Origin of the sequence: uncultured Winogradskyella sp., assembly GCF_947495255.1 — a bacterium.
GTDB lineage: Bacteria > Bacteroidota > Bacteroidia > Flavobacteriales > Flavobacteriaceae > Winogradskyella.
On record NZ_CANLYI010000005.1, the window covers coordinates 357298 to 383291 of the forward strand.

The following is a 25994-nucleotide window of genomic DNA, read 5'->3' on the forward strand; positions in this document are numbered from 1 at the left end:
ATTTTTTTAACATTAGTTTATTATGAAAAACATAGACATTCTATGTGTAGGCGAAGTCCTAATAGATTTTATAGGACATCAAAAAGATGTTCAAATTAACAATACTAGAGATTATCACAGGTATTTAGGAGGTTCACCCACAAATGTGGCCATGAATTCGGCAAGGTTGGGGTTAAATTCTAGAATGGTAGCCAGTATTGGTGATGATGGCTTTGGTGAATACGTTTTTGAACGATTAAATGAGGTTGGTGTTAATACAGAATCGATTTTTAAAATTGATAAAACGCCAACTAGTGTCATATTTGTATCGAGAACTCAAAACACACCAGAATTTATTCCTTATCGCGAAGCAGATTTTGTCATATTAGAAAAACAAATTCCAACAGAATTATTATCGGTAACAAATATTTTTCACACCACTTGTTTTGCACTGAGTAAAAATCCAGCGCAAACAACTATTTTAAAAAAGGCAGAAGAAGCCTTTAATTTAGGTTGCCAATTAAGTATAGACATTAATTATGCAGATGAACTTTGGGCGAATAAAGAAGAGGCATTAAGAGTTATTAAGGCATATTGTAAATTTAATCCGCTAATAAAAATTAGTGAAGATGATATGCTAAGGTTTTTTGAGCGCACTTTACCTCATAATGACATTTTTAAATTTTTCCACAATGAAGGAGTAGACACTATCTGCTTAACATTAGGGAGTAAAGGAGTTAAGCTATCTCAAAAGAATAAAGAACTTATTCAATTACCTGCAATTAAAGTTGAAAATGTAATGGATGCAACTGGAGCTGGTGATGCTTTTTGGTCAGGGTTTTTATTTGCTTACATAAAGGAAAAGCCAGTAGAAGAATGCTTAAAAGTTGCTTTACAATTGGCAGCTTTAAAATTACAAAATGTAGGACGATTACCCGATAACATTGATATATTATCTAAACTTTTATAATCATTTTTTGTAAATAGATATTATGCAAATAACAAAAAGTAATACGATTACTAATGGTGTAATGCTTAATGCGTATCCAGATAGTATAGGTCAAAAATTAAGCGATACTATTAAAATGCTTAAAATGCCAGAGTTTAAAGATGCCTTTTCTTTATTCTATGTGTTACCTACATTTTTTAATAGTGATTTAGATCGAGGGTTTTCCGTTATTGATTATAACCTCAACAAAGAACTTGTTTCAGAAGTAGATTTAGAAGCATTAGAGGCTCTCAATATCTTATTGAAATTTGATATTGTCTTAAACCACTTATCAGTCGCTTCACCACAATTTAAGGATTTATTAGAGCATGGTAACGATTCTAAGTACAAAGATTTTTTTATTAACTGGAATACCTTTTGGGAAGGTTATGGTGTAAAAAATAAGGATGGAATTGTAATTCCTCATAAAGAATTTCTCGATAAATTATTTATGAGAAAATCGGGTTTACCGATATTAAAAGTGCCATTTCCAGATGGTTCAAAACAGCCATACTGGAATACGTTCTATCAGCAAATTACTTACAATAAAATATCGATAGCTGATTTAGAGGATATCAAAGAATTTAATAATGTCAATAAAATAGCCATAGTAGAAAAGGTTAATAGGGCTATAGATGAAAATCTAGAGATAACGACCATTGACTTTGGAGAAAGTAATTATTTAAAATCCGAAATATCAAAGGTTGTAGATAGAGCCTGTACCTATTTAGGGCAGATGGATGTTAATGGAAATTCTGAATTGGTTTGGGATTTTTATGAAGAAACCCTAGCAAAAGTAAAAAGCTTTGGATGCAAAATTTTAAGACTAGATGCTTTTGCTTATTTACATAAAGAAATTGGAGAATCTAATTTTTTTAATAAACCTGGAACATGGAATTATCTAGAACGTATTAATCAAATAGCGCAGAAAAATGATCTTATACTTTTACCAGAAATCCATGCGGAATATGGATTAGACTTGCATGATGAGGTTGCGAAAAAAGGATATCAAATTTATGATTTTTTCTTGCCAGGATTGGTAATTCATACCTTAGAGAAAGGAACTAATAAGGCTATTATAAAATGGGCTAAAGAAATTATAACTAAAGGTTACCAAACAGTAAATATGTTAGGCTGCCATGATGGTATTCCTGTTTTAGATTTAAAAGGCAAAGAAGTTAACGGTACATATCACAATGGCTTATTAGAAGATAAGGAGATTGAAGATATAATGAATATTATTTTGGAGCGAGGAGGTCGTGTTAAAAACCTCTATGATCCATCTGGTAAAAAGATTTCTTACTATCAAGTTAATGCGACCTTTTTTAGCGCTTTAGGTGAAGATGAGCAAAAATTATTACTAGCAAGAGCCATCCAATTATTTATGCCAGGAATTCCTCAAATCTGGTATCTCGATATTTTTGCAGGAAAAAATAATTATAAAGCCGCGGATCAAGCGGGTAGTGGAGGGCATAAAGAAATCAATAGAACAACGCTGTCTTTAAAAGATATTGAAAACGGACTTGACACAGATATTGTTAAAAATCAACTTAAATTAATTAGACTAAGAAATACTTCAAAAGCATTTTTTGGAATTGTAAAAATTAATAATTCATTAGATAATGAAATAGATATCAAATGGTCTAATAATGGAGATTTTGCTCAATTACAAGGAAATCTTAAAACTTATAAGTTTACTATAACATATAATGAAGGAAATGAGAATAGAGTTATGAGTTTTTAATTCTACTTAAAAGTAAATCCAACGGAATATTTTAGAGTAAAATTATCACTAGACTTCTCAAGATTATGATAACCATAGCGATAAAAAGCACCAAAGCCCATTCCTAAATAACCTAAATTCTGAAATGGTACCTTTATTAAATTATGAAGTTCTAAACCTGTTTCTAAAAATAAGTGATTTTTAGTTTTAAATTCAATATTTTGATGATACTCATTATGGTTTAAATCACCAATTCCAACATTGTTGTAAAGCAAAATATCAGGTTGAAAATAACCTTTATTATTAAAAAGTCTTCCAAAATTATGAGTAATAAATAAGTGTGCATACCTATCGGATAAAAATTCATAAGGTGTTACTGTTTGAAAATAATTTTTAACCACAAAGGGTATTTGTCGGTCTAAAGTCCCTTCTCCAGTAAATAGTAATCCATAAGGTAATGCAGTGTCTATATAGCCTAAATCGAGTCGATAAGTTGTTCTGCCGACACCTTTAGTCATAAAACTATGGTCTAACGTAAAACGCAGTTTGTTGTAACTAAAATTAGATTCAAAAGCACCTTCTAATCCTCTAGAATATATAAGTTTTAAAACCGGAGCGTCATTAGCAAGTCTAGTTGTGGCACCAAAAGAATTAATTAGTTTTTCATTAACATGGTAACCAACACCAATGGTAACTTCAGAATTATTATAACCAGTTACCGAATTATTATTTTGAATAAATTGGTAGTTGTACAACGGATTTATTTTAGCGGTATTAAAACCCAAAAACCAGTTGATGTTTCTCAATAACTTCATGTCAGTTCTAATACTGTAAGATTCAATGGCATCCATTTGGCTCGCTATAATATTACGTGATACAAATGGATTGTTAACTCTGTTTCCAGAATAGGTGCCAGCCTCTCTAATGCTATTTTCATATTTTAGATTAAAAGAAATATCTTTTTTTCCAGGCACATCAATCTCTAATTCTCCTCCATATTTCCATGTATCATCTTTAAATCCATAACCAGCAAATGCGCCTAAGGAAACATTTTTAAGAATGTCGTCATTAGTGTAAAAACCAGCACCTAATCTTGTGCCTTCATATTTATTAAACCTTACGATGTTTAGCAAGTCTATATCAACATATTTTAAAGGATATTTTCCTTCAAATAACTTTTGAGGAATTGATAAATATTTATCGAGCTTTATTTTGTCTCCAATACTATCAATCAGTGCATAGGTTCGCAGTTCTCGTTTGTCTAAAGCATCTTTTCTGTAATCGTCCCAGTACTTTGAATCTCTTCCATCTACATTTTTAGGCAATGTGAGCGATACAAACGGAAAATCTTTCTTTTCCAATGTTGCATTTGGTGCAATTTCATAAAGGTAACTTTTACCAACATATTTAAAACTGCCAAAACCTTGTCCCAAAATAATGACAAAATTCAGCTGTTCAGGAAACCAATATTCATCATTTATATATTTATATTTCTGTTGAATAGTAAAATCAATTTTTCCAGAGTTAAATGTAGAAGCATCGACGCTTTCAACTGCATATCTGTTAGAGTTGATGTAAAGCAATCCTTTTAAGCCTTCAAAATTTCTATTTGTCTTTGGTTCAAAAGAAATAACAAAAACTGTATCCTTACCTTTTAGGTATTCTTCTTTTAACTTGAATTTATATTTTTTTGTACTCCCTTTAGAAATCGGATTAAGGTAAGGCGTTTCAAAAAGTTCAATATGTTCATTATAAAATGAAAAAGGCTGAAATGCATTTGCCAGAACGGCAAAATTAGGATCTTTTAAACCAGATGTTCTTATCGCAATAATGCTATCTTCACTAAATCGTGGTTTTAAATATTTGTGTTTAGCAATGGTTTCTGTTATAAAAAAGTAAGAGCCCTTTAAAAATGTTTGAGTCTCCTTTAAGGAATCATTCATTGGTTTACTATCATCTACATCAACAACAATTTTATCGTAAGACTTGTAAGTGTAGGATTCTAAATTTTCCGGATTATTAATAGCTTTATTAGCAACTGCATTTCTAATAATACGATGCGCTGGGTTTTCTCCATCAATAACAACTTCATCTAATTCGCTAAATTTTGATTTAAGTCTTATGATTTGAGAATTAATTTCATCTAGTTTTATTTCTTTTGTTTCATAACCAACATAGCTTATTGTTATTGTTTTGACGGTATTAGGTACATAAAAAACCCCATCAATATCGGTAGACGTGCCTTTATTTTCTAATTCGCTAAAAAGCACATTTGCAAAAGGAATGATCTCTTGTGTAGTACTATCAATAAGTTTAAATTTCTTTAGAGTTTGAGCACTCATTATTAGGCTAAAAAAATAGACGAATAAAACTAATAACTTTTTCATTTTTTGAATTTAGAATAGGCTTAGAAAAATAAGCAATTTTTATAAACTTTGACCACTATAGCCGACATTCATTGCTTATCTTTGTAGCTTAATTCTTTTTGATTATGAGCAAACAAAGCAAACGCATAGAAGCTTTATTATATCACGCAAAACCAACTCCAGGAAAGATAAAAGTAGTACCTACAAAAAAGTATGCATCGCAACGCGATTTATCTTTAGCATATTCTCCGGGTGTAGCAGAACCATGTTTAGAAATTGAAAAAGACGTTAATAACGTTTATAAATACACGGCTAAAGGTAATTTAGTTGCTGTTATTTCTAACGGAACGGCTGTTTTAGGTTTAGGAAACATTGGTCCGGAAGCCTCTAAACCAGTAATGGAAGGAAAAGGTTTGCTCTTTAAAATTTTTGCAGATATTGATGTTTTTGATATTGAAGTAGATACAGAAGATGTTGAAGCTTTTATTGCTACAGTTAAAAATATTGCACCAACATTTGGTGGAATTAACCTTGAAGATATTAAAGCTCCTGAAGCTTTTGAGATTGAACGACGCTTAAAGGAAGAATTAGATATTCCTGTGATGCACGATGATCAGCATGGAACAGCAATAATTTCGGCAGCAGCTTTAATCAATGCTTTAGAGATTGCAGAAAAAAAGATTGAAGATGTTAAGATTGTAGTAAGTGGTGCTGGTGCAGCTGCTATTTCTTGTACAAGATTATACCAAGCTTGTGGTGCTAGCCGTAAGAATATAGTAATGCTAGACAGTAAAGGTGTTATTAGAGACGATAGAGATAGTTTAACGTCTCAAAAAGCAGAGTTTGCGACGCATCGTAGAATAGATACCCTTAGTGAAGCCATGAAAGATGCGGACGTATTTATAGGTCTGTCACAACCAAATATTGTAACTCCAGAAATGTTGTTATCAATGTCGGCAAATCCGATAGTATTTGCCATGGCAAATCCAGTTGCAGAAATTAGTTATCAATTAGCAGTAGATACTAGAGATGATATTATTATGGCAACTGGTCGTAGTGATCATCCTAACCAAGTTAATAATGTTCTTGGATTTCCATTTATATTTAGAGGAGCTTTAGATGTTAGAGCAACTAAGATTAATGAAGAAATGAAGATGGCAGCTGTAAAGGCGTTATCTAATTTAGCAAAAGAGCCTGTGCCAGAGCAAGTAAATATTGCATATGGTGAAACACGTCTAACTTTTGGCAAAGATTATATTATTCCAAAACCGTTTGATCCAAGATTAATTGCAGAAGTTCCTCCAGCAGTAGCAAAAGCAGCTATGGAAAGTGGTGTTGCTAAAGAGCCAATTGAAGATTGGGACCGTTATAGAAACTCATTGTTAGAACGTTTAGGTTCTGATAATAAATTGGTAAGAATGCTTATCAGTAGAGCAAAAACAAACCCTAAAAGAGTAGTTTTTGCAGAAGCAGATCAATTAGATGTATTAAAGGCCGCACAGATTTCGCATGATGAAGGTGTCGCTTTTCCTATTTTATTAGGTCGTAAGGATGCGATACTTAAACTCATGGAGGAAATAGAATTTGATGCAGATGTTCAAATTATAGATCCAAAATCAGACGAAGAAACAGAACGCAAAAACCGTTATGCAAAAGCATATTGGGAAAAACGCAAAAGGCAAGGCGTAACTATCTATTCGGCACAAAAGAAAATGCGAGAGCGTAATTATTATGCTGCGATGATGGTTAATGAAGGCGATGCAGATGCAGTAATTACTGGTTATTCTCGTAATTATCCTTCAGTTGTAAAACCAATGTTAGAGTTAATTGGTATGGCAGACGGTGTGGCAAGAATAGCAACCACCAATGTTATGATGACGCAACGTGGACCAATGTTTTTAAGTGATACGTCTATAAATATTGATCCTAACGCAAAAGATTTAGCTAAGATTGCAAGGATGACGTCTAGAGTCACAAAAATGTTTGGTATAGAGCCTGTTACTGCAATGATTTCATATTCTAATTTTGGGTCTTCAGAAAATCCTAGAGCAGAAAAGGTAAGGGAAGCGGTTTCGTATTTACATAAAGCGTATCCAGAAATGGTTGTTGATGGTGAATTACAAACAGATTTCGCTTTAAATTCAAAATTATTACAAGATATTTTTCCGTTTTCAAAATTAGCTGGTCGTAAGGTGAACACGTTAATTTTTCCAAATTTAGATTCAGCAAATATTACATATAAGTTATTGAAAGAATTAAATAGTGCAGAATCAATTGGACCTATAATGATGGGAATGCGAAAACCAGTGCATATTTTACAATTAGGTGCAAGTGTAGACGAAATTGTAAATATGGCGGCAATTTCAGTTATTGATGCTCAAGAACGTGAAAGAAAACACCATTAATAGTGATTTTTATTAGTGTTTAGGGAAATATTTTAATGAAAATAATTTTATTACTTTTGGTTTTTTAACTTCAGTTATAAATGATTACACATATAGAGGGTAAACTCGTAGAGAAAAATCCAACAGACGTTGTTATAGATTGTAATGGTGTTGGGTATTTCATTAATATATCTTTTCATACTTTTTCTCAAATTCCAGATAAAGAACATTTAAGACTTTATACGTACCTTCAGGTGCGAGAAGATTCCCAGAGCCTTTACGGTTTCTCAACTAAAATGGAACGCGAGATATTTGTATTATTAATATCAGTAAGTGGTATTGGTGCTAATACAGCACGTACTATGCTGTCTTCATTAACACCAGATCAAGTAAAGGACGGTATTGCAAGTGGTGATGTTTCCTTAATACAAAGTGTAAAAGGAATTGGTCTAAAAACGGCACAGCGTGTTATCATAGATTTAAAAGATAAAGTGTTAAAAGTTTACGGTTTAGATGAACTTTCTCTTACGCCAAACAATACGGACAAAGATGAAGCGTTATCAGCTTTAGATGTTTTAGGATTTAATAGAAAACAATCTGAAAAAGTAGTTGATAAAATTTTACAAGCCCAACCAGATGCCCTTGTAGAGCAAATTATAAAAGAAGCGCTTAAAAACTTATAATGCAATTGAATAAAACTAACCATAATTACGCTTTATCCTATAGGTTTTATTGTGTATTAGCTCTTGTAATGCTAATAGGTAATTCGCTTTTGGCTCAAGAAACACAGCCAGAAACCGAACAAGATAGTACAATAACTACGTTTTCATTTGGTAAATTAAATATGCCAAACCCTAACAGTATTGTATCTAAATACGAATACGATCCTATTCTTGATCGTTATGTCTACACAGAAAAAATAGGAAATTTTAATATTAACTACCCATTAATTTTAACGGCAGAAGAATTTCAGAAATTAGTATTAGAAGAAAAGCTTAAAGCTTACTATAAGAAAATGGCTGATGCCAAGGCTGGACAAAAAGAAGGTGCAGAAGAAGATCAGAAAAACTTATTACCAGAGTTTTATGTCAATTCTGGATTATTTGAAAGCATTTTTGGAGGAAATACTATTAATGTAATTCCACAAGGTTCTGTTGAAGTAGATTTAGGGGTACTGTTTTCAAAACAAGATAACCCTTCGTTCTCACCAAGAAATAGAACAAATTTTACTTTCGATTTTGACCAGAGAATAAGTTTAAGTTTATTAGGTAAAGTTGGTACAAGGCTTCAAGTAACTGCTAATTATGATACAGAAGCTACTTTCGATTTTCAACAAGTTGTAAAGTTAGAGTACACACCAACCGAAGATGATATTATTAGAAAAATTGAAGTTGGTAATGTTAACATGCCATTAAATAGTTCACTTATAACAGGTGCTCAGAGTTTATTTGGTGTTAAAACGGAATTACAATTTGGTAAAACAAGAGTTACTGCTGTATTCTCAGAACAACAATCTCAAGCCAAATCAGTGGTTGCAGAAGGTGGTGGAACGGTAGAAGAATTTGAATTTTATGCTAGAGATTACGACGAAAACAGACACTTTTTCTTAGCGCAATATTTTAAAGAAACTTATGATAAGTCTTTATTACAATATCCTTTTATAGATAATCAAGGACTTCAAATTACAAGAATAGAGCTTTGGGTTACTAACAGAAATAACCAAACTGAGAATGTTAGGAATATTGTAGCGTTTCAAGATTTAGGAGAATCTTCAGCTGAGAATATTGGTTTAGAACCTTTACCAGCAGGTTTTATTAATAACCCAGGAGCAAAGCCAAATAATAAAAATAATGATTTCGACCCAACAAGTATTGGTGTTGGAGGATCTCAATTAACGGATTTAGTAAGGAATATTACGTCTGTAGAAAACGGTATTAATGTATCCGTAAATGAAGGATATGATTACGGAAAGTTAGAATCTGCAAGAAAGTTAACAGAAGGACAAGAGTATATTTTAAATTCAGAATTGGGTTATGTTTCATTAAATCAGCGTTTATTAAATGATGAAGTATTAGCAGTAGCCTTTCAATATACATTAGGAGGGGAAGTTTTTCAAGTTGGTGAATTTGCTAACGATGGCGTTGACGCAACAACTGTAAGTGATACCTCAGGAACTCAAGTTGTAAATAATCAAAGTTTAGTCTTAAAAATGTTGAAAAGTGCAGTAACATCTGTAGAGCAACCTATTTGGGGTCTAATGATGAAAAATATCTATGATACTGGTGCTTTTCAATTAAGTGAAGAAGATTTTAAACTGAATATCTTTTATACAGAAGCCTCTTCAGTAAATTATATAAATCCAGTTGAAGGCACAACATTTCCGACTTTTGATAATAATACAGTTTACAGTGGTGACGATTCAGAAATTAATGAAACACCATTAATAAGACTGTTCCATTTAGACCGTTTAAATTATAATAATGATCCGCAAGAAAGAGGTGATGGATTCTTTGATTATGTTGAAGGAACTACGGTCTTATCTCAAAATGGTAAAATAATATTCACAAAAGCGGAGCCATTTGGACGTTATTTATTTGATGTTTTAGACGATGATGGTAACCCAAATAACAATGAAGCTGATTATGATGATGTAACCAACACTGAAAGTGGATATAACGAAAACCAAAAGAAATACGTTTATGATATTCTTTATAAGTCTACAAAAACCGCAGCTTTAGATGAAGCTGAAAAGAATAAATTTCAAATAAAAGGACGTTTTAAAAGTAGTGGAGGAGATTCAGGTATTCCAATAGGTGCTTTTAATGTACCAAGAGGTTCTGTTAGAGTAACAGCAGGTGGACGTCAACTTGTAGAAGGTGTAGATTATACTGTAAATTATCAATTAGGTCGTGTTGAAATTTTAGATGAAGCGCTAAAAGCATCAAACACACCAATTAATGTTTCTGTAGAAAACAATGCCGTTTTTGGACAGCAAACAAAACGTTTTACAGGTGTAAATGTAGAGCATCAATTCGATGAGAATTTTGTTTTAGGAGCAACATTATTAAATCTTAGTGAGCGACCAATAACGCAAAAAGCGAATTATAATTCAGAGCCTATAAATAATACAATTTTTGGTTTTAACGGAAACTACTCAACAGAAGTTCCTTTCTTAACAAGATTAGTCAACAAATTACCAAATATTGATACAGACGTACCTTCTAATCTTTCTGTTAGAGGTGAGTTTGCATACTTATTACCAGGAGCAGCAAGTGGAGCAGATTTTAATGGAGAAGCTACAGCATATATTGATGATTTTGAAGGTACACAAGGTGCAATTGACTTATTAAGTCCGTTGTCTTGGTCATTAGCTAGTAGACCACTTACAGTAAATGGTGTAGGTGAAAATGATATATCTAACAAACAAGGTATAGAAAATGGTTTTGGTAGAGCGCTTTTAAATTGGTACACAATTGATCCAATTTTCTTTAGTGCACAGCGTCCTAGTGGTATGACCGATGATGATGTTTCTGATATTTATACACGTCGTGTGTTTATTGAAGAAATATTTCCTGATCAAGATATTGTGCAAGGACAGACATCAGTAATCAATACGTTAGATTTAGCTTATTATCCAACAGAAAGAGGTCCATATAATTTTGACCCAACAATAACTAATAACGTATTAACTAATCCTGCTGAAAGTTGGGCAGGTATAACGAGACAAATTACATCTACCGATTTTGAGCAATCCAATGTAGAATATATAGAATTTTGGATACAAGATCCATTTTTAGATAACCCAGCAAATACAGGAGGTAAATTATTTATAAACCTCGGTAATATTTCAGAAGATGTTTTAAAGGATGGTAGAAAACAATACGAAAATGGTTTACCAGAAGATGGTGACGTTTCATCATTAATTCTACAACAACCTTTAACGTTAGAAAATCCTTATGTAGTACCTCAAAATCAATCATTGATTTACACCTTTGATACTACAGGAGACCAAAGAACAAATCAAGATGTTGGTTACGATGGTTTTGATGATGCAGAAGAGGCTCAAATGTTACAGACACTTTATGGAGGAAATAACTTTGGAGAAGATCCTGCAAACGATAACTATTCTTACTACTTAAACGAAGAAGGCGGTATTTTTGAACGTTATAAAAAATATAATGGTTTAGAAGGCAATACACCAGATACGTTTACAGATACTAATAGAGGTTCTACAACTCAGCCAGATGTGGAAGATATAAACAGAGATAACACAATGAATACCATTGATAGTTATTTTGAATATGAAATAGACATTACACCTGCCAGTTTAACGGAAGATAATCCGTACATCTTTGATGTAAAAGGAGGTCCAGGCGAACCCATAAGTGTTACACTTCCAAATGGAGATGTAAGGACTGATGTGAAGTGGTATCAGTTTAGAATTCCTATTGCAGATAGTGATATACGTGAAGCAATAGGTGGTATTTCAGATATTCGTTCTATTCGTTTTGCGCGTATGCATTTATCTGATTTTACACAGAATACAGTTTTACGTTTTGCATCATTAGATTTAGTGCGTAGTGATTGGAGACGTTATTCGCTGCCATTAGATGATGAGACTATTACAGAACATGAAAACGACCTAACCGAATTTAATGTTGGTATTGTTGGTATACAAGAAAATAATGGCTCATACGAAACACCTCCAGGAGTAGAAAGAGAAGAGCTAAATAATAACAATAGTATAATTAGACAAAATGAACAATCTTTAGTTCTGCAAGCTTGTGATTTAGAAGTTGAAGATTACAGAGGTGTTTATAAAAATATTAATTTAGATATGCGTCAGTACAAACGTTTACGAATGTTTTTACACGCAGAAGCTCAAGATGGAGAAGCATTAGATATAGGAGAAATGACTGCTTTTATACGAATGGGTAATGATTTAACTGAGAATTTTTATCAGGTTGAAGTCCCATTATTACCATCAGATTTTGCAGAAGGCACTGGAGCAGAACAGCTTTGGCCAGATGAAAATGAGATTAATATTTCCTTAGAAGCGTTTCAACAAATAAAGTCTAAAGGTATTTTTGACCAAACGTTGTCTAATGAAGACCCAACATTTTATAATGTTATTGATGGTGAAGTAAGTGAAAATGCAGTAGATGAATTTGGTACGGTTGCAATTGGTCAGCAACGTGTTGCGATAAAAGGTAATCCTAATTTTGGAGATATTAGAGTCCTGATGGTTGGTGTTAAAAACAGCAATACAACAGAAAGTGTTTGTGGTGAGGTTTGGTTTAACGAATTAAGAATGTCTGGTCTAGAAAACGAAGGTGGTTGGGCTGCTGTTGTTAGCATGGATACAAACTTTGCAGATTTTGCAGATATTAGCGCAACGGGAAGCAGAAGCACAATTGGGTTTGGAGGTATAGAACAAGGGCCAAATGAAAGAAGCTTAGAAGATGTACAGTCCTATGATGTTGTAACTAATGTACAATTAGGGCAATTATTACCAAAAAAATGGGGAGTACAGATTCCGTTTAATTATGCGCAAAGTGAAGAATTGGTAACACCAAAATTCGACCAATATTATAATGACCTTACATTAGATTCTCGCATAGATGCAGCAGAAACTAGCGCAGACGAAGATCGTATTAGAGAACAATCGGAAGATTATACCAAACGAAAGAGTATAAACTTTATTGGTGTTAGAAAGCAAAAAGCAGCCGAATCTGAAAAGCACTTTTACGATGTAGAAAACCTAACATTAAACTATTCTTATAATAAAGTAGAGCATAGGGATTTTGAAATTGAAAACGCATTAGATCAAACAGTGAGAGCTGGTGCCAATTATAATTATGCTTTTGAGCCTGTAAAATTTGAACCATTTAAAAAGAATGATTCACTGTTTACTGGAAAAAACTGGAAGATTTTAAAAGATTTTAACCTTAATTTATTACCATCTTCTTTTTCAGTTAATACAGATATTAATAGACAGTTTAGTAAACAAAAATTTAGAGAAGTAGAGTTAGGTGGTAGTAATATTGGTATAGAAGAATTGTTTAGGAGAAATTATACATTCGATTTTCAGTATGCTATAAATTATAACATTACAGATGCATTGAGTTTAAACTTTTCTGCAGCGAATACAAATATTGTTCGTAATTACTTTATTGATGATCGTATTAGTGGTCTACAAGATCCAGAATTAGATGTTTGGGATGGTTTCTTTGATTTTGGAGACCCTAATTATCAAACACAACAGCTACAAGTTAATTACGAAATACCACTGTATAAGATTCCAGCGTTAAGTTTTTTAAGAGCAACGTATTCTTATAATGGTTCATTTCAATGGCAAAAAGGATCTGATTTAAACGAAGGATTAGAAGTAGAGGATCCAGACAATCCAGGGGTTTATAATACTTATAATTTAGGGCATTCTATTCAGAACTCTAATACCCATAATATTAACTCTACACTTAATATGGAAACCTTATACAAAACTGTAGGTTTAGTTAGAAAAGGAAAAAAGCGAAGTAGAGGGCGTACTAGAGCAGTAAGTACAAAAGGGCGTTCTGCAACACCAAATAAATCTATAGCTGATAAAGATAAAACTAAAGATCCAAATAAACTAAGTACAGGTAAAAAGGCATATAACACGTTTGTAGATGTTGTTACTATGGTAAAACGTATTCAGCTAGGTTATACAGAAAATAACGGAACTTTTCTTCCTGGATATATGCAAACACCAGGTTTCGTTGGTACTTTAAAACCAACTATAGGTTATACTTTTGGTAGTCAGCAAAATATTAGAGACCTAGCAGCAAGAAATGGTTGGTTAACTGTATTTCCGGATTTAAACCAACAATATACTGAAGTAAAAAACACATCGCTTGTATATTCTGCCAATATAGAGCCTATGAGAGATTTAAAAATTGATCTTACAGGTAACAGAACATTTGCAGAAAATATGTCTGAAAGTTTTCAGGCAATTGATGATGACTTAGATGGTTTAAGTGATAGGTACGAGGATTTAATCACAAACTCCTTTGGTAACTTTAATATCTCTACAGCATTAATAAAAACAGCCTTTAATACAAGTGATGAAAATCAATCAGAAACTTTTGATGATTTTAGATCTAACAGGTTAGTTATAGCAAATCGTTTGGCAAAAGAGTTTTATGGAGATACACCATATGCCACAGATGCTGAAGGTTACCCAGAAGGTTTCGGAAAAAATAGTCAACGTGTATTATTGCCAGCATTTTTATCTGCGTACCAAGGTACAGATCCAGATAAAGTAACTACAAGTGCTTTTAGAGATGTGCCAATTCCAAACTGGACTTTAAAGTATACTGGTTTAATGAAAATTCCATGGTTTAAAAAGACCTTTAGACGATTTTCTATTCAGCATGGTTACAGGTCTAGTTATACTATTAATCAATTCAGAACTAACTTAGATTTAGTGACAGAAGACTTAATTCCTGGTCTAGCTTATGGTGATCAGTCTCCTGATGTTATCGATCAAGCTGGTAATTATAAAAATGAAACGCTTTACAGTAACATTAACTTAGAAGAGCAGTTTAGTCCTTTAATGCGTTTAGATTTTGAAATGAAAAATTCTATTAAGGTTTTAGCAGAGATAAAAACAGATAGAATGTTATCATTAAGTTTTGATAATAATTTAATGACTGAGATACAAGGTAAAGAATACACGCTTGGTCTAGGATACCGATTTAAAGATTTAAGAATTAGATCACAACTTGCAGGTCCAAAGCAAATTATTGTAAGTGATTTAAATATGCGTGCAGATATTTCGGTAAGAGATAATAAAACGATTATTAGGTATTTAGATTTAGAAAATAATCAGATTACAGCAGGTCAAACTATTTGGGGATTAAAGTATACCGCAGATTATGCATTTAGTAAAAACCTAACCGGAATTTTCTACTTTGATTATACGTTCTCAGATTTTGCAATTTCAACATCGTTCCCACAAACCTCTTTAAGATCAGGAATTACATTACGATATAATTTTGGAAATTAAATTTGAATTGAAAGTATTAAAAATTTACATTTGTTGGATTAATTATATAATAGAATAAAAATGAATATACCATCAGAATTAAAATATACAAAAGACCACGAGTGGGTTAAAATTGAAGGCGACGTCGCTACAATAGGTATTACGGATTTTGCACAAAGCGAATTAGGTGATATAGTTTATGTAGAAGTTGATACTTTAGATGAAACTTTAGATATTGAAGAAGTGTTTGGTACTGTTGAAGCTGTAAAAACGGTTTCAGATTTATTTTTACCACTGTCAGGTGAAATTATAGAATTTAATGAAGGTTTAGAGGATGAACCAGAAAATGTAAATTCTGATCCTTATGGAAATGGTTGGATGATAAAATTAAAATTTTCTGATGCTTCACAAGTAGATGGCTTATTATCTGCAGATGCTTATAAAGCATTAATTAGTGGTTAAAAAAATACTATTACCTGTGTCAATAATATATACATTGGCATTAATCATTGCGAGTTTAATAACATTAAATGGAGTGCCGAGTTTAGGGTCGTCTTTTGATGATAAAATTTATCACATAGTCGCATATATAGGTTTAGCATTTTTATGGGCTTCTTGTTTTAAGCCCTTTGAAACAAAGTATATACCTTTTCTTGTGTTTTTTTTATCAGCTTTTCTTGGGTTTATATTAGAGTTACTTCAATACTTTGTTAATCCTAATAGAATGTATGATACCTACGATTTAATTGCAAACAGTATTGGAGCAATTTTTGGTACGTTAATTGCAACACAAATAAATGTATATAAATTAAAATAACATAAAGCCTTGCTTTTTTTACTATTATTTATTTAAATTAGCGATGTTATAAAAATTAAAACACTATGGAACTTAAAAAAAATCCGAAATCGGACGTCAGTCGTAACAGCTCGTTATACTTTGCTGTTGGTCTTGCGTTAATGCTTGGCATTACGTATATGGCGATCAATTATAAAACGTATGATAAAAGTGATATTGTAGCTGAATCTCTTAATTTAGATGATGAATTAGAGGAAGAAGTACCAGTTACGGAACAAATTGCGACGCCACCACCTCCACCACCACCACCACCTGCAGCTCCAGAAGTGATTGAGGTTGTAGAAGATGAAGTTGAGGTTGAGGAAACTGTAATTGAATCAACTGAAACAGAAATGGAAACAGAAATTGTTGAAATTGAAGAAGTAGAGGTTGTAGAAGTAGAAGAAGATATTGAAGTTCCTTTTAACGTAATTGAAAACGTTGCTGTTTTTCCAGGTTGTGAAAAAAAGAAAGGAAATGCTGCTAAAAAAGAATGTATGAACGAAAAGGTGAATAAGTTCATCGGTAAAAAGTTTAATACAGATTTAGCAAGTGATTTAGGTTTGCCTCCAGGAAAAAAGAGAATATTTGTACAGTTTAAAGTAGATAAATCAGGAAACATTTCTAGTATTGTTGCTCGTGGTCCTCACCCAGGATTAGAAAAAGAAGCAAAACGAGTTATCAGTCAATTACCTAAAATGAAGCCAGGAAAGCAAAGAGGAAAAGCAGTGGTTATGCCATTCTCAATTCCAATTGTATTCCAAGTACAAGACTAAGAAGTATATTTTTTATACCATATAAAAATCCCGTTCAAAATTAATTGAACGGGATTTTCGTTTTGGTATGCTTATTGTGACTTTGACATAATATTAACATTTAAATAATAGTATTATGAAAAATTCTAAAAAAGACTTCGGTTTTGCTGGTCAGAGCACTACAGAAGCAAAGAAACCACAAAAGCACGATGCAAATTTACAAAAAAACTCAACCCTTTATTTCCAAATTGGGTTGATACTTTGTTTATTGGGTACTTATGCACTTTTCGAAATGCAGTTCCAAGAAAAAAAAATCAATATCATTGAGGACGATATAGCTCAAGTCGATCCAGTTCTTATTGATTATGTACCACCTTTTATTGAAGAGGTTATTAAACCAAAAGCACCAGAGCCAACACCAAGTATTGAAATAATAGATAAGGTTAAGGTTGTGAAAAATGATCACCCTGAAATTAAAACTATTATTAAAGCACCAGATGAGCCAGTAGTTTCTACGCAGCCTGCTAAGATTGGAGATATTGATGTTATTGAAGAACCTACAGATTTAGAGCCTATTCCTTTTGTAGCTATTGAAAAAGTTCCAGTTTATCCAGGATGTGAGAAATACACCACTAACAACAAGCGTAAAAAATGTATGTCAGAAAGAATTACAAAATTAATCAACAATAAATTTAATACAAATATTGGTTATAAGTATGGTCTTTCTGGAAGACAAAGAATTCATACGCAATTTACTATTGATAAAAACGGAAATATTACGGATATAAAAATCAAAGGGCCTCATTCTGCATTAGAGAAAGAAGCTAACCGAGTAATCAATAAAATACCTAAAATGCAACCAGGTTTGCAACGCGAGGAACCAGTAGGAGTTATCTATACATTACCAATTATGTTTGAAATTAGAAACTAATTCAAAATAGTTACTATCATATTAGAACCGTTATTATTGTTATAACGGTTTTTTTTATGCACAGTTTGTCACTAAGGTTACTAAAAAAATTAAGTATCTTTCGCACATTAAAAATTAGTCCTTTATGAAGCGCATTGTGCTATTTGCTGTTCTACTAATGACCACTTTAGGTTATGCTCAAACGTTTTCTTCTTATGAAAAGCCTCCTGTGTTTAAAGCTTGTGATTCTGTAGCAGTAGATCAATTAAAGTCTTGCTTTAATTTTACGTTAAATACTTTCATTTATAAGAACTTTAAAGTACCTCAAGTTGTTGTAGACGAATCATACCAAGGAGATGTTCAGTTATTGTTTGAAGTTACCAATGAAGGTGAATTCAAAATTATATATGCTGATGCTATTTATGATGAATTAAAAACAGAAAGTAAACGTGTTTTCGATTTGCTTCCAAAAATAAGTCCGGCAACCTATAACGGCAATCCAACTTTTACACAATACAGCATAAGTATTGCTATTCCGTTAGCAGAGCCAAAAGAAGAACCGGTAAAGCAATTAGATGCTGAAGTCTTAACAGAAAATGACAGCCTAAATGCTACATTATCAGATGAGTTTAATCAACTTGAAAAAGAATTAAAACCTTACGAGAAATTAGAATATACGAGTCAATTAAATATACCATTTACGCACTCTTATTACGCACGTTTTGATGATGAAATGAATGCTATTGGTACAAACAGTCATACAGCTGCAAAACCTTTTGTTTATAGTGATGTTGCGCGATATTATGATATTCAAGCAGAAAAAGAGAGTTTAGCTAAGGATACGGATACGTGGTTAGGTAAAAAGATATTCAATGAGCATTTAGTAGAGGTTCAAGGAAAGGATTTTTGGTTTACGGTAGATCCTATATTAGATCTTCAAATAGGAAAAGATACAGATACTGATGCAGATTTTAATTCTACTTGGAATAATACAAGAGGTATTAATATTCAAGCAGGTTTAGGTAAACGGTTTAATTTAACAGCTTCAGTTTATGAAAGTCAAGGACGTTTTGCAGAATATTTTAATCAATATGCAGAAAGCTTAAAGGCTTTTGGTCCGGATCCGGCTATTATTCCTGGTCGTGGTATAGCAAAGAGCTTTAAGGATGATGCTTATGATTATCCTGTTGCTGAGGCCTATTTATCATATACTCCAGCTGATTTTTTAAACGTTCAATTTGGGCATGGTAAGAATTTTATAGGTGATGGCTATCGTTCATTGTTGCAAAGTGATGTGGCAAGTCCTTATCCGTTTTTAAAAGTGAATGCTACATTCTGGAAAATTAAATATACTAGTACTTGGATGTGGTTAAAGGATGTTAGACCAGAAGTTGTGGTTGATGATGCTTTTTTAACCAAGTATATGGCAAATCATTATTTAAGTTGGAATGTCAATAAACGTTTAAATATAGGTTTGTTTGAGTCTGTTATGTGGGCAGACACCAACGGAAGAGGTTTTGATGTTAATTACTTAAATCCAATAATTTTTTTTAGAGCAATAGAATTTCAAACAGGGCAAGGTGCAGGTAATGCAATTTTGGGTTTAACCTCTAAATACAAATGGAATAATAAGGTAAACCTTTATGGTCAGTTTGTTTTAGATGAATTTTCATTAAGTGATGTCAAAGCAGGAGATAAAAGTTGGAAAAATAAATTTGGTTTTCAATTAGGTGCAAAATATTTCAATGCATTTAAGGTTGATAATTTATTACTTCAGGCGGAATACAATCAAGTTAGGCCTTATACGTATTCTCATAATACACAAATTTTAAATTATGGACATTTTAATCAACCAATGGCACATCTTTGGGGAGCAAACTTTAGAGAGTTTGTATTGATTGGTCGTTATAATTATAAAAGATGGTTTGGTGATGCTAAAATGATTATAGGTCAACGTGGATTAGACTACAATACTGATGAAGATAGTTTTTCTTATGGAGGTGATATCTACAGAGACTATAATGACCGTAATGCAGACACAGGTATTCAAATAGGGCAAGGAAATAAGACTAATAGCTTTATGGCAGAACTGCAAGCAGGTTATTTATTAAACCCTACAACTAACCTTAAAGTATTTACTAATATTATCTATAGAGATTACAATCCAGATACAGTTAGTGCATCTACTGTACGTTCTGGTTCAGTTTGGTTTAGTCTTGGTGTAAGAACCGACTTGTTTAATTGGTATACCGATTTTTAGGATTTAATCTTCGGATTCGTTATGTTGGTCTTTCAAGCTATTATAAAAAGTTACTCTAATTTTTTCGCTATTAATAAAACCTGTTCCGTAATCTAAATCATCATAGATTTTGGTGAGACTTGTGTCTATTTTTACTTCGTCTTCAGTTTTGCCTTCGTCAATTGCTTTTTGAATTGTAGTTTTTAGGGTTTCAAGCATATTTAAAAAAACTTTATACTCTTCTATATTAGATAACTTTCCATGACCAGGAATTATTTTAGTGTCTACATTTATTACCATTAAGCCGCGCTTTACAGCTGTAATGTAGCCATCTACGCTTCCTCCAGAATTTAAATCAATATAGGGATAACGACCATTAAAATAAGTGTCACCAGTATGTAAAACGTTACTTTCTGTAAAATATAAAAGCGCATCACCATCAGTATGAGCATTTTCTGTGTGAAATATAGCGACGCTTTCTCCATTAATTGTAATGTTTAATTTATCGTTAAATGTAATTACTGGTAATGCCTTTTTTGGTTTAAAACTACCATCGCGCTGTTCTTCTTCTAGACGCTTCTTTACATTATCATGAGCAATAATAAGTGCACCAGCTTTGGCCATGTTTTCATTTCCACCAGAATGATCACCATGAAAATGTGTGTTCACTAAAAATTTTAAAGGTTTATCGCTCAATTCTTTAATCGCTTTTAAAATTTTATCAGACAAAGGCGCAAACTGATCATCTATAACAAAAACACCATCGTCGCCAACTGAAACACCAATATTTCCACCAGCACCTTCAAGCATATAAATATGCTCGGTTAGTTTTGTTGTTTTAATTTGAATATCGTCAAACCGGTTTTGAGAAAATATTGAAGTCGAAACGAGTAATAATAAAAGTGAAATGTGCTGTACAGTTTTCATTTCGTAGTTTTAAGTGCTGTTAGTCCTATAAAAATAAACAAACTTACAGTTAAATATGCTGTTAAATTAAAACTAAGGCTTTACGTTGGTTAGAATCAATTTTCAAACTATCTTTGCACTCGTTTTAAAAGGAATAAAATTTATACAGTTTGAGTAGCACAAAATCATCGGTATCAACAGCTTCTGTTGTAACAGATTTTAAGGAAATCACCAAAATGGGATTATCCTTAAGTGTTGTGTTTTCTTCATTGGCTGGTTATTTCCTTGGAGCGGAAACCATAAGTTTTACCACTTTACTTTTATTAGCTTTTGGAGGTTATTTTATGGTTGGTGCATCTAATGCCTATAATCAAATAATTGAGCGTGATTTAGATGCGCTTATGGATAGGACTAAAAATAGGCCAATTCCTGCAGGTCGTATGACCGTGAATACTGCATTTATTATAGCAACATCATTTACAATTTTAGGACTAATTACGTTATATGTGATAAATCCTAAAACAGCAATGTATGGTGCTATCTCAATATTTTTGTATACAAGTGTCTATACGCCTTTAAAAACTAAAACCTCATTATCTGTATTTGTTGGAGCCTTACCAGGAGCGATTCCTTTTATGTTAGGTTGGGTTGCGGCAAGAGATAGTTTTGGTATTGAACCAGGAATGCTGTTTGCTATTCAGTTTTTTTGGCAGTTTCCACATTTTTGGTCTATTGGTTGGTTTTTGCACGAAGATTATAAAAAAGGCGGATTCCACATGTTACCAACAGGTGAACCAGATAAAGGTACAGCCGTGCAAATTATAATGTATAGTGTTTGGACTGTTATAGCTTCTATTCTGCCTGTGTTTGGTTTTACAGGAGATTTAAAATTGTCTATTGTTGGTGCTATTCTTGTATTTATATTAGGGATGGTAATGCTAGCTTATGCATTAAAGCTGTTTAAACTAAGAACTGTAAAGGCAGCAAAGCAACTCATGCTATCAAGCGTATTTTATATCACATTATTGCAAATTATATATGTTGCAGATAAATTTTTGAGATAAATGGATTTAACACAAGGAACACATCAAGAAAAAACGGCTAGGTCTAAAAAGATGATGCTTTGGTTTGGTATAGGCTCTTTAATTATGTCTTTTGCAGGCTTAGTAAGTGCGTTTATTGTAAGTAGTAAACAACGACTTAATGAAGATTGGTTAATTGAATATCAATTGCCACCAGCATTTTTAATAAGTTTAGTACTTATTTTGTTAAGTAGTTTTACGTTTATTCTTGGTAAACAGGCACTAAAACAAAATAACAGAAAAATGGTAACCGTATGGTTATTAGTAACTTTAACTTTAGGAATTGGTTTTGTTTATAGCCAATTTGTAGGTTTTGGTGAGATTATAGCATCTGGCTATCATTTTGCTGGTCCTACCAGTAATATTACAATGTCTTACATCTATGTTATAGCTGTATTGCACATAGCGCACGTTATTGCTGGCCTAATATGTCTAATTGTTGTAATTTATAATCATTTTAAACAAAAGTATAACGCCAACAATATGTTGGGTTTTGAACTAGCAGCTAATTTCTGGCATTTCGTAGATGTGCTTTGGCTTGTGCTCTTTTTGTTTTTATATTTTTTTAAATATATAATTTGATTATTTTTGTCCAATCTTTAAAATTTAAATAAATTCTATGAATTCTACAGTAGCTACTGGTACAGAAGAAAAAACTTGGGGAGGAGGCAATCAGCCACTAAAAGCAAGTTACGGAAAAATGATGATGTGGTTCTTCATTGTATCTGATGCATTAACGTTTTCAGGTTTCTTGGCCGCTTACGGTTTTTCGAGGTTTAAGTTTATCAACGAATGGCCTATCGCAGACGAAGTGTTTACGCACGTTCCGTTTTTACACGGACAAGAATTGCCAATGATTTATGTGGCATTTATGACCTTTATTCTTATTATGTCTTCAGTAACTATGGTGTTAGCCGTGGACGCTGGTCATCATATGAATAAAGCCAAAGTAACCATTTATATGTTTCTTACCATTATTGGTGGTGCAATTTTCGTAGGCTCACAAGCTTGGGAATGGGCAACCTTTATTCAAGGTGATTATGGAGCAGTGCAAACTAAAGGTGGAAACATTTTACAGTTTGGAGAAAAGGTAACTGTTGATGGTGTTGCAAAGTTTAAGCGTATATCGATAGATGATATCGCAATTGCTCAAGCTGGTGAACGCGCTGCACATGAGCGTAAAAACGGACTTTGGTTTGTAGAAGAAAGTACATTACCTCCTTATTCTGTAAATGAAATTTATACAGGTTTAGCTGCTAATGATAATATCTTAGTTCGTACTCAGCTTCTTGATGAGAATGGTCATAAGACAATATTATCTAGAGAAGAATCTTTAAAACAAATAAAAGAGAATGGTAAGCTTGTAGTAAAAGGTGCTAATCTTCATGTTAATGAATATGGTACTACACTATTTGCAGATTTCTTTTTCTTCATCACAGGTTTTCACGGTTTCCACGTATTGTCTGGAGTTGTAATTAACATTATTATATTTTTTAATGTTATTTTAGGAACTTATGAGAGAAGAGGGAGTTATGAAATGGTTGAGAAAGTTGGATTATACTGGCACTTTGTCGATTTAGTATGGGTATTTGTATTTACATTCTTCTATTTAGTATAAAAAGAAACGAGCATATAAAAAGTTTTGTTACTCTAGAGAATGGTTAATAGCGAACAGTATGGTTTCTATTAAAAGTAATAAATAGAGTCACATGAAATTAAGATTATATTATGGCACACGAGCATAAATTAGAAATATTTAGAGGTTTAGTTAAGTTTAAATCTAACACAAGTAAAATTTGGGGAGTTTTAATCTTCTTAACCATAGTTACAGCAGTAGAAGTTGTTTTGGGTATCTATAAACCAGAAATGTTTATGCATACTTGGATATCTCCTTTTGAAGGAGGTTTCTTTGCAACATTAGGAAACATTATTTTGTCACCTTTTGTTTACATGAAACCTTTAAACTTAATCTTCATTGTATTAACTGTTGTAAAAGCATATTATATCGCATGGGATTTTATGCACCTTAGAGACGAAACAGGTAGTTTTAGAAAAATGATTGTTTGGACAGGGGTTTTCTTAATCTGTTATTTAATATTCATCTTATTACAAGAAGGTGGTTATGTCTTTAGTGTATACAATGGTGAAGATGCGTTGATAAAAAGAGATTTTTAGAAAACAACATATTTATATCACACTTTTATGAAGTGTTAAATACAATTTAAAGGTGGTTTTTCTAAACCACCTTTTTTATTTTTGCAATTCTAAATACAGGTATTTTAAACCAACTACAATATTTAGAATTTTAGTTAAGAAAGGATGGAAGCAAGCAAAGTAAAACGTAATATAGTTCTCGGTATTTTATTCTTTTTACCTGTAGCATTTTTGTTAATGCTGTATCCTGCAAAGCATAACTATGAACCTTTAAATGTTGTTAATGAAAAAGTTTCAGATATTGAAAATCTCTCATCAGAGAATTTAGATAGTTTACGATTAAAAAATCAGATTACCGTTTTAGGATTTCTTGGTAAATCGCCTTTAGAAAAATCAATTTCTGCTTTAAACCTAAAGGAGTTGGTTTATGATAAATTTAAAGGCTTTAAAAATTTTCAAATTATAATCGTTGTTCCAGAAGGAACAGAAGATCAAGTAAAAGAACTTAAGAAAGAGATTAATACTTACGAAGATTTAAAGTTTTGGCGCTATGCTTTTGGTACTGAGGGCGAAATAAGAATGCTATATAATACTTTAAAATCAAAACAAAGTTTAGATGAAGATTTATCTTCTACTGATGTTTTTATTATAGATAAAGACCTCAATCAACGTGGAAGACTAGATGGAAGAACAGAACGCGAAGTAGAAGATAATAAACCTGCTTTTAGCGTTTATTCTTATAATACAATTGAAGTTGCTGAAATTAAGAATATGATGAGTGATGATGTTAGGATACTATTTACAGAATACCGTCAAAAGCGACAAGGTAAATTTGATGATTCTAATACAAGAAGAGAAAAAGAATTAAAACAAAACCATGAGTAAAAAATCAAATTATTCGTACGTTGGTATTGCATTTATTTTATTAGTTTTTGGGATTATGTTTGTTCCTAAAATTATGAATAGAATTAATGAAGGTGATATTACCAGAGATGAAAGCCGAAGTGAGGATGTTTCTAATTCACCCATTGAAGAAAAAAAGAATAAGGAGAATAAAAGTGATTTAAGGTATTTAGAAATTAATGGAACTCCTAAAAAAGTACCAGCATTTAGTTTCACCAATCAATATGGCAAAACAATTACCAATGAAGACTATTTGGGTAAGGTGTATGTTGTAGAATTCTTTTTTACGACGTGTCCAACTATTTGTCCAATAATGAATAGAAATCTAGTGGAAGTACAAAATGAGTTCAAAGATTTAAAAAACTTTGGAGTTGCTTCGTTCACCATCACACCAGAAATTGATACACCAGAAGTTTTAAAAGCCTATTCAGAAAAATATGGTATCACCAACCCTAACTGGCATTTAATGACAGGTGATGAGGACGTTATTTATAAATTAGCCAATCAAGGATTTAATCTTTACACAGCAAAAGACGAAAGCGTAGAAGGAGGATTTGAACACTCAGGAAACTTTGCCTTGATAGATAAAGAAGGATTTATTAGGTCTAGAGAAGATAATTTTGGTAATCCTATGATTTTTTATAATGGATTAATTCCTGAGGAAGTAGGAGTTGACGAAGATGGAATTCCACAAGAAATTTCCATTTTAAAAGAAGATATTACTAAGCTTTTAAAAGAGTAATT

18 protein-coding genes are annotated in these 25994 nt (G+C 32.2%); 16 read left to right on the plus strand and 2 right to left on the minus strand.

Going from position 1 to position 25994, the window contains the following annotated elements; genetic code table 11:
* Positions 1-22: 22 nt before the first annotated feature.
* Together Q0807_RS10070 and Q0807_RS10075 are read left to right on the plus strand one after the other, a co-directional pair.
* Positions 23-949, plus strand: a complete 927-nt coding sequence (locus tag Q0807_RS10070; RefSeq protein WP_299109273.1) for a carbohydrate kinase family protein — start codon at positions 23-25, stop codon at positions 947-949.
* A gap of 22 nt (positions 950-971) precedes the next feature.
* Positions 972-2711, plus strand: a complete 1740-nt coding sequence (locus Q0807_RS10075) for a glycosidase (RefSeq protein WP_299109275.1) — start codon at positions 972-974, stop codon at positions 2709-2711.
* Positions 2712-2713: 2 nt separating this feature from the next.
* Here Q0807_RS10075 and Q0807_RS10080 read toward each other — a convergent pair whose 3' ends face one another.
* Positions 2714-5077: a DUF5686 and carboxypeptidase-like regulatory domain-containing protein gene (locus Q0807_RS10080; protein ID WP_299109277.1), complete on the minus strand. Its 2364-nt coding sequence runs from the start codon at positions 5075-5077 to the stop codon at positions 2714-2716.
* Between the two features lie 104 nt (positions 5078-5181).
* On the opposite strand from Q0807_RS10080, the gene Q0807_RS10085 reads away from it, so the two are divergent.
* From Q0807_RS10085 to Q0807_RS10120, 8 genes are all read left to right on the plus strand, one after another.
* Entirely contained in the window at positions 5182-7461 is a 2280-nt protein-coding gene (locus tag Q0807_RS10085; protein ID WP_299109279.1) for an NADP-dependent malic enzyme, read from the plus strand.
* An 80-nt stretch (positions 7462-7541) separates the two neighbouring features.
* Entirely contained in the window at positions 7542-8123 is a 582-nt protein-coding gene (ruvA, locus tag Q0807_RS10090) for a Holliday junction branch migration protein RuvA (RefSeq protein ID WP_299109281.1), read from the plus strand.
* Complete coding sequence (gene sprA / locus Q0807_RS10095) at positions 8123-15487, plus strand: cell surface protein SprA (protein WP_299109283.1); 7365 nt, start codon at positions 8123-8125, stop codon at positions 15485-15487. The genes ruvA and sprA overlap by 1 nt, the downstream gene beginning before the upstream one ends.
* Before the next feature lie 60 nt (positions 15488-15547).
* Positions 15548-15928 (plus strand): glycine cleavage system protein GcvH, encoded by a 381-nt coding sequence (gene gcvH / locus Q0807_RS10100; RefSeq protein WP_299109285.1) that lies wholly within the window; start codon positions 15548-15550, stop codon positions 15926-15928.
* Positions 15921-16283 carry a VanZ family protein gene (locus tag Q0807_RS10105; RefSeq protein WP_299109287.1) on the plus strand — a complete coding sequence of 121 codons (363 nt, stop codon included), beginning with the start codon at positions 15921-15923 and terminating at the stop codon, positions 16281-16283. The genes gcvH and Q0807_RS10105 overlap by 8 nt, the downstream gene beginning before the upstream one ends.
* 65 nt (positions 16284-16348) lie before the next feature.
* Positions 16349-17077: an energy transducer TonB gene (locus tag Q0807_RS10110; RefSeq protein WP_299109290.1), complete on the plus strand. Its 729-nt coding sequence runs from the start codon at positions 16349-16351 to the stop codon at positions 17075-17077.
* 115 nt (positions 17078-17192) lie between these two features.
* The gene (locus tag Q0807_RS10115) at positions 17193-17987 is read left to right on the plus strand and encodes an energy transducer TonB (protein ID WP_299109292.1); all 795 of its coding nucleotides are present in this window, start codon (positions 17193-17195) and stop codon (positions 17985-17987) included.
* Between the two features lie 124 nt (positions 17988-18111).
* On the plus strand, positions 18112-20226 hold the full coding sequence (locus Q0807_RS10120) for a gliding motility protein RemB (RefSeq protein ID WP_299109293.1): 2115 nt from the start codon (positions 18112-18114) through the stop codon (positions 20224-20226).
* Positions 20227-20229: 3 nt separating this feature from the next.
* Here the strand turns inward: Q0807_RS10120 and Q0807_RS10125 are convergent, their stop codons facing one another.
* Positions 20230-21132 (minus strand): MBL fold metallo-hydrolase, encoded by a 903-nt coding sequence (locus Q0807_RS10125; RefSeq protein ID WP_299109295.1) that lies wholly within the window; start codon positions 21130-21132, stop codon positions 20230-20232.
* A 149-nt stretch (positions 21133-21281) separates the two neighbouring features.
* On the opposite strand from Q0807_RS10125, the gene cyoE reads away from it, so the two are divergent.
* The 6 genes from cyoE (at position 21282) to Q0807_RS10155 (ending at position 25992) form a co-directional block, all read left to right on the plus strand.
* Positions 21282-22175, plus strand: a complete 894-nt coding sequence (gene cyoE / locus Q0807_RS10130; protein WP_299109297.1) for a heme o synthase — start codon at positions 21282-21284, stop codon at positions 22173-22175.
* A complete protein-coding gene (locus Q0807_RS10135; RefSeq protein WP_299109299.1) occupies positions 22176-22775 on the plus strand; it encodes a cytochrome c oxidase subunit 3 in 600 nt (199 codons plus the stop codon).
* 37 nt (positions 22776-22812) lie between these two features.
* A complete protein-coding gene (locus tag Q0807_RS10140; RefSeq protein WP_299109301.1) occupies positions 22813-23811 on the plus strand; it encodes a cytochrome c oxidase subunit 3 in 999 nt (332 codons plus the stop codon).
* A gap of 110 nt (positions 23812-23921) precedes the next feature.
* Positions 23922-24368: a cytochrome C oxidase subunit IV family protein gene (locus Q0807_RS10145; protein ID WP_299109303.1), complete on the plus strand. Its 447-nt coding sequence runs from the start codon at positions 23922-23924 to the stop codon at positions 24366-24368.
* Between the two features lie 144 nt (positions 24369-24512).
* Positions 24513-25232, plus strand: coding sequence for a hypothetical protein (locus Q0807_RS10150; RefSeq protein ID WP_299109305.1), 720 nt, complete (start codon positions 24513-24515; stop codon positions 25230-25232).
* Entirely contained in the window at positions 25225-25992 is a 768-nt protein-coding gene (locus tag Q0807_RS10155) for an SCO family protein (RefSeq protein WP_299109307.1), read from the plus strand. Before Q0807_RS10150 ends, Q0807_RS10155 begins: the two co-directional genes overlap by 8 nt.
* Positions 25993-25994 lie beyond the last annotated feature (2 nt).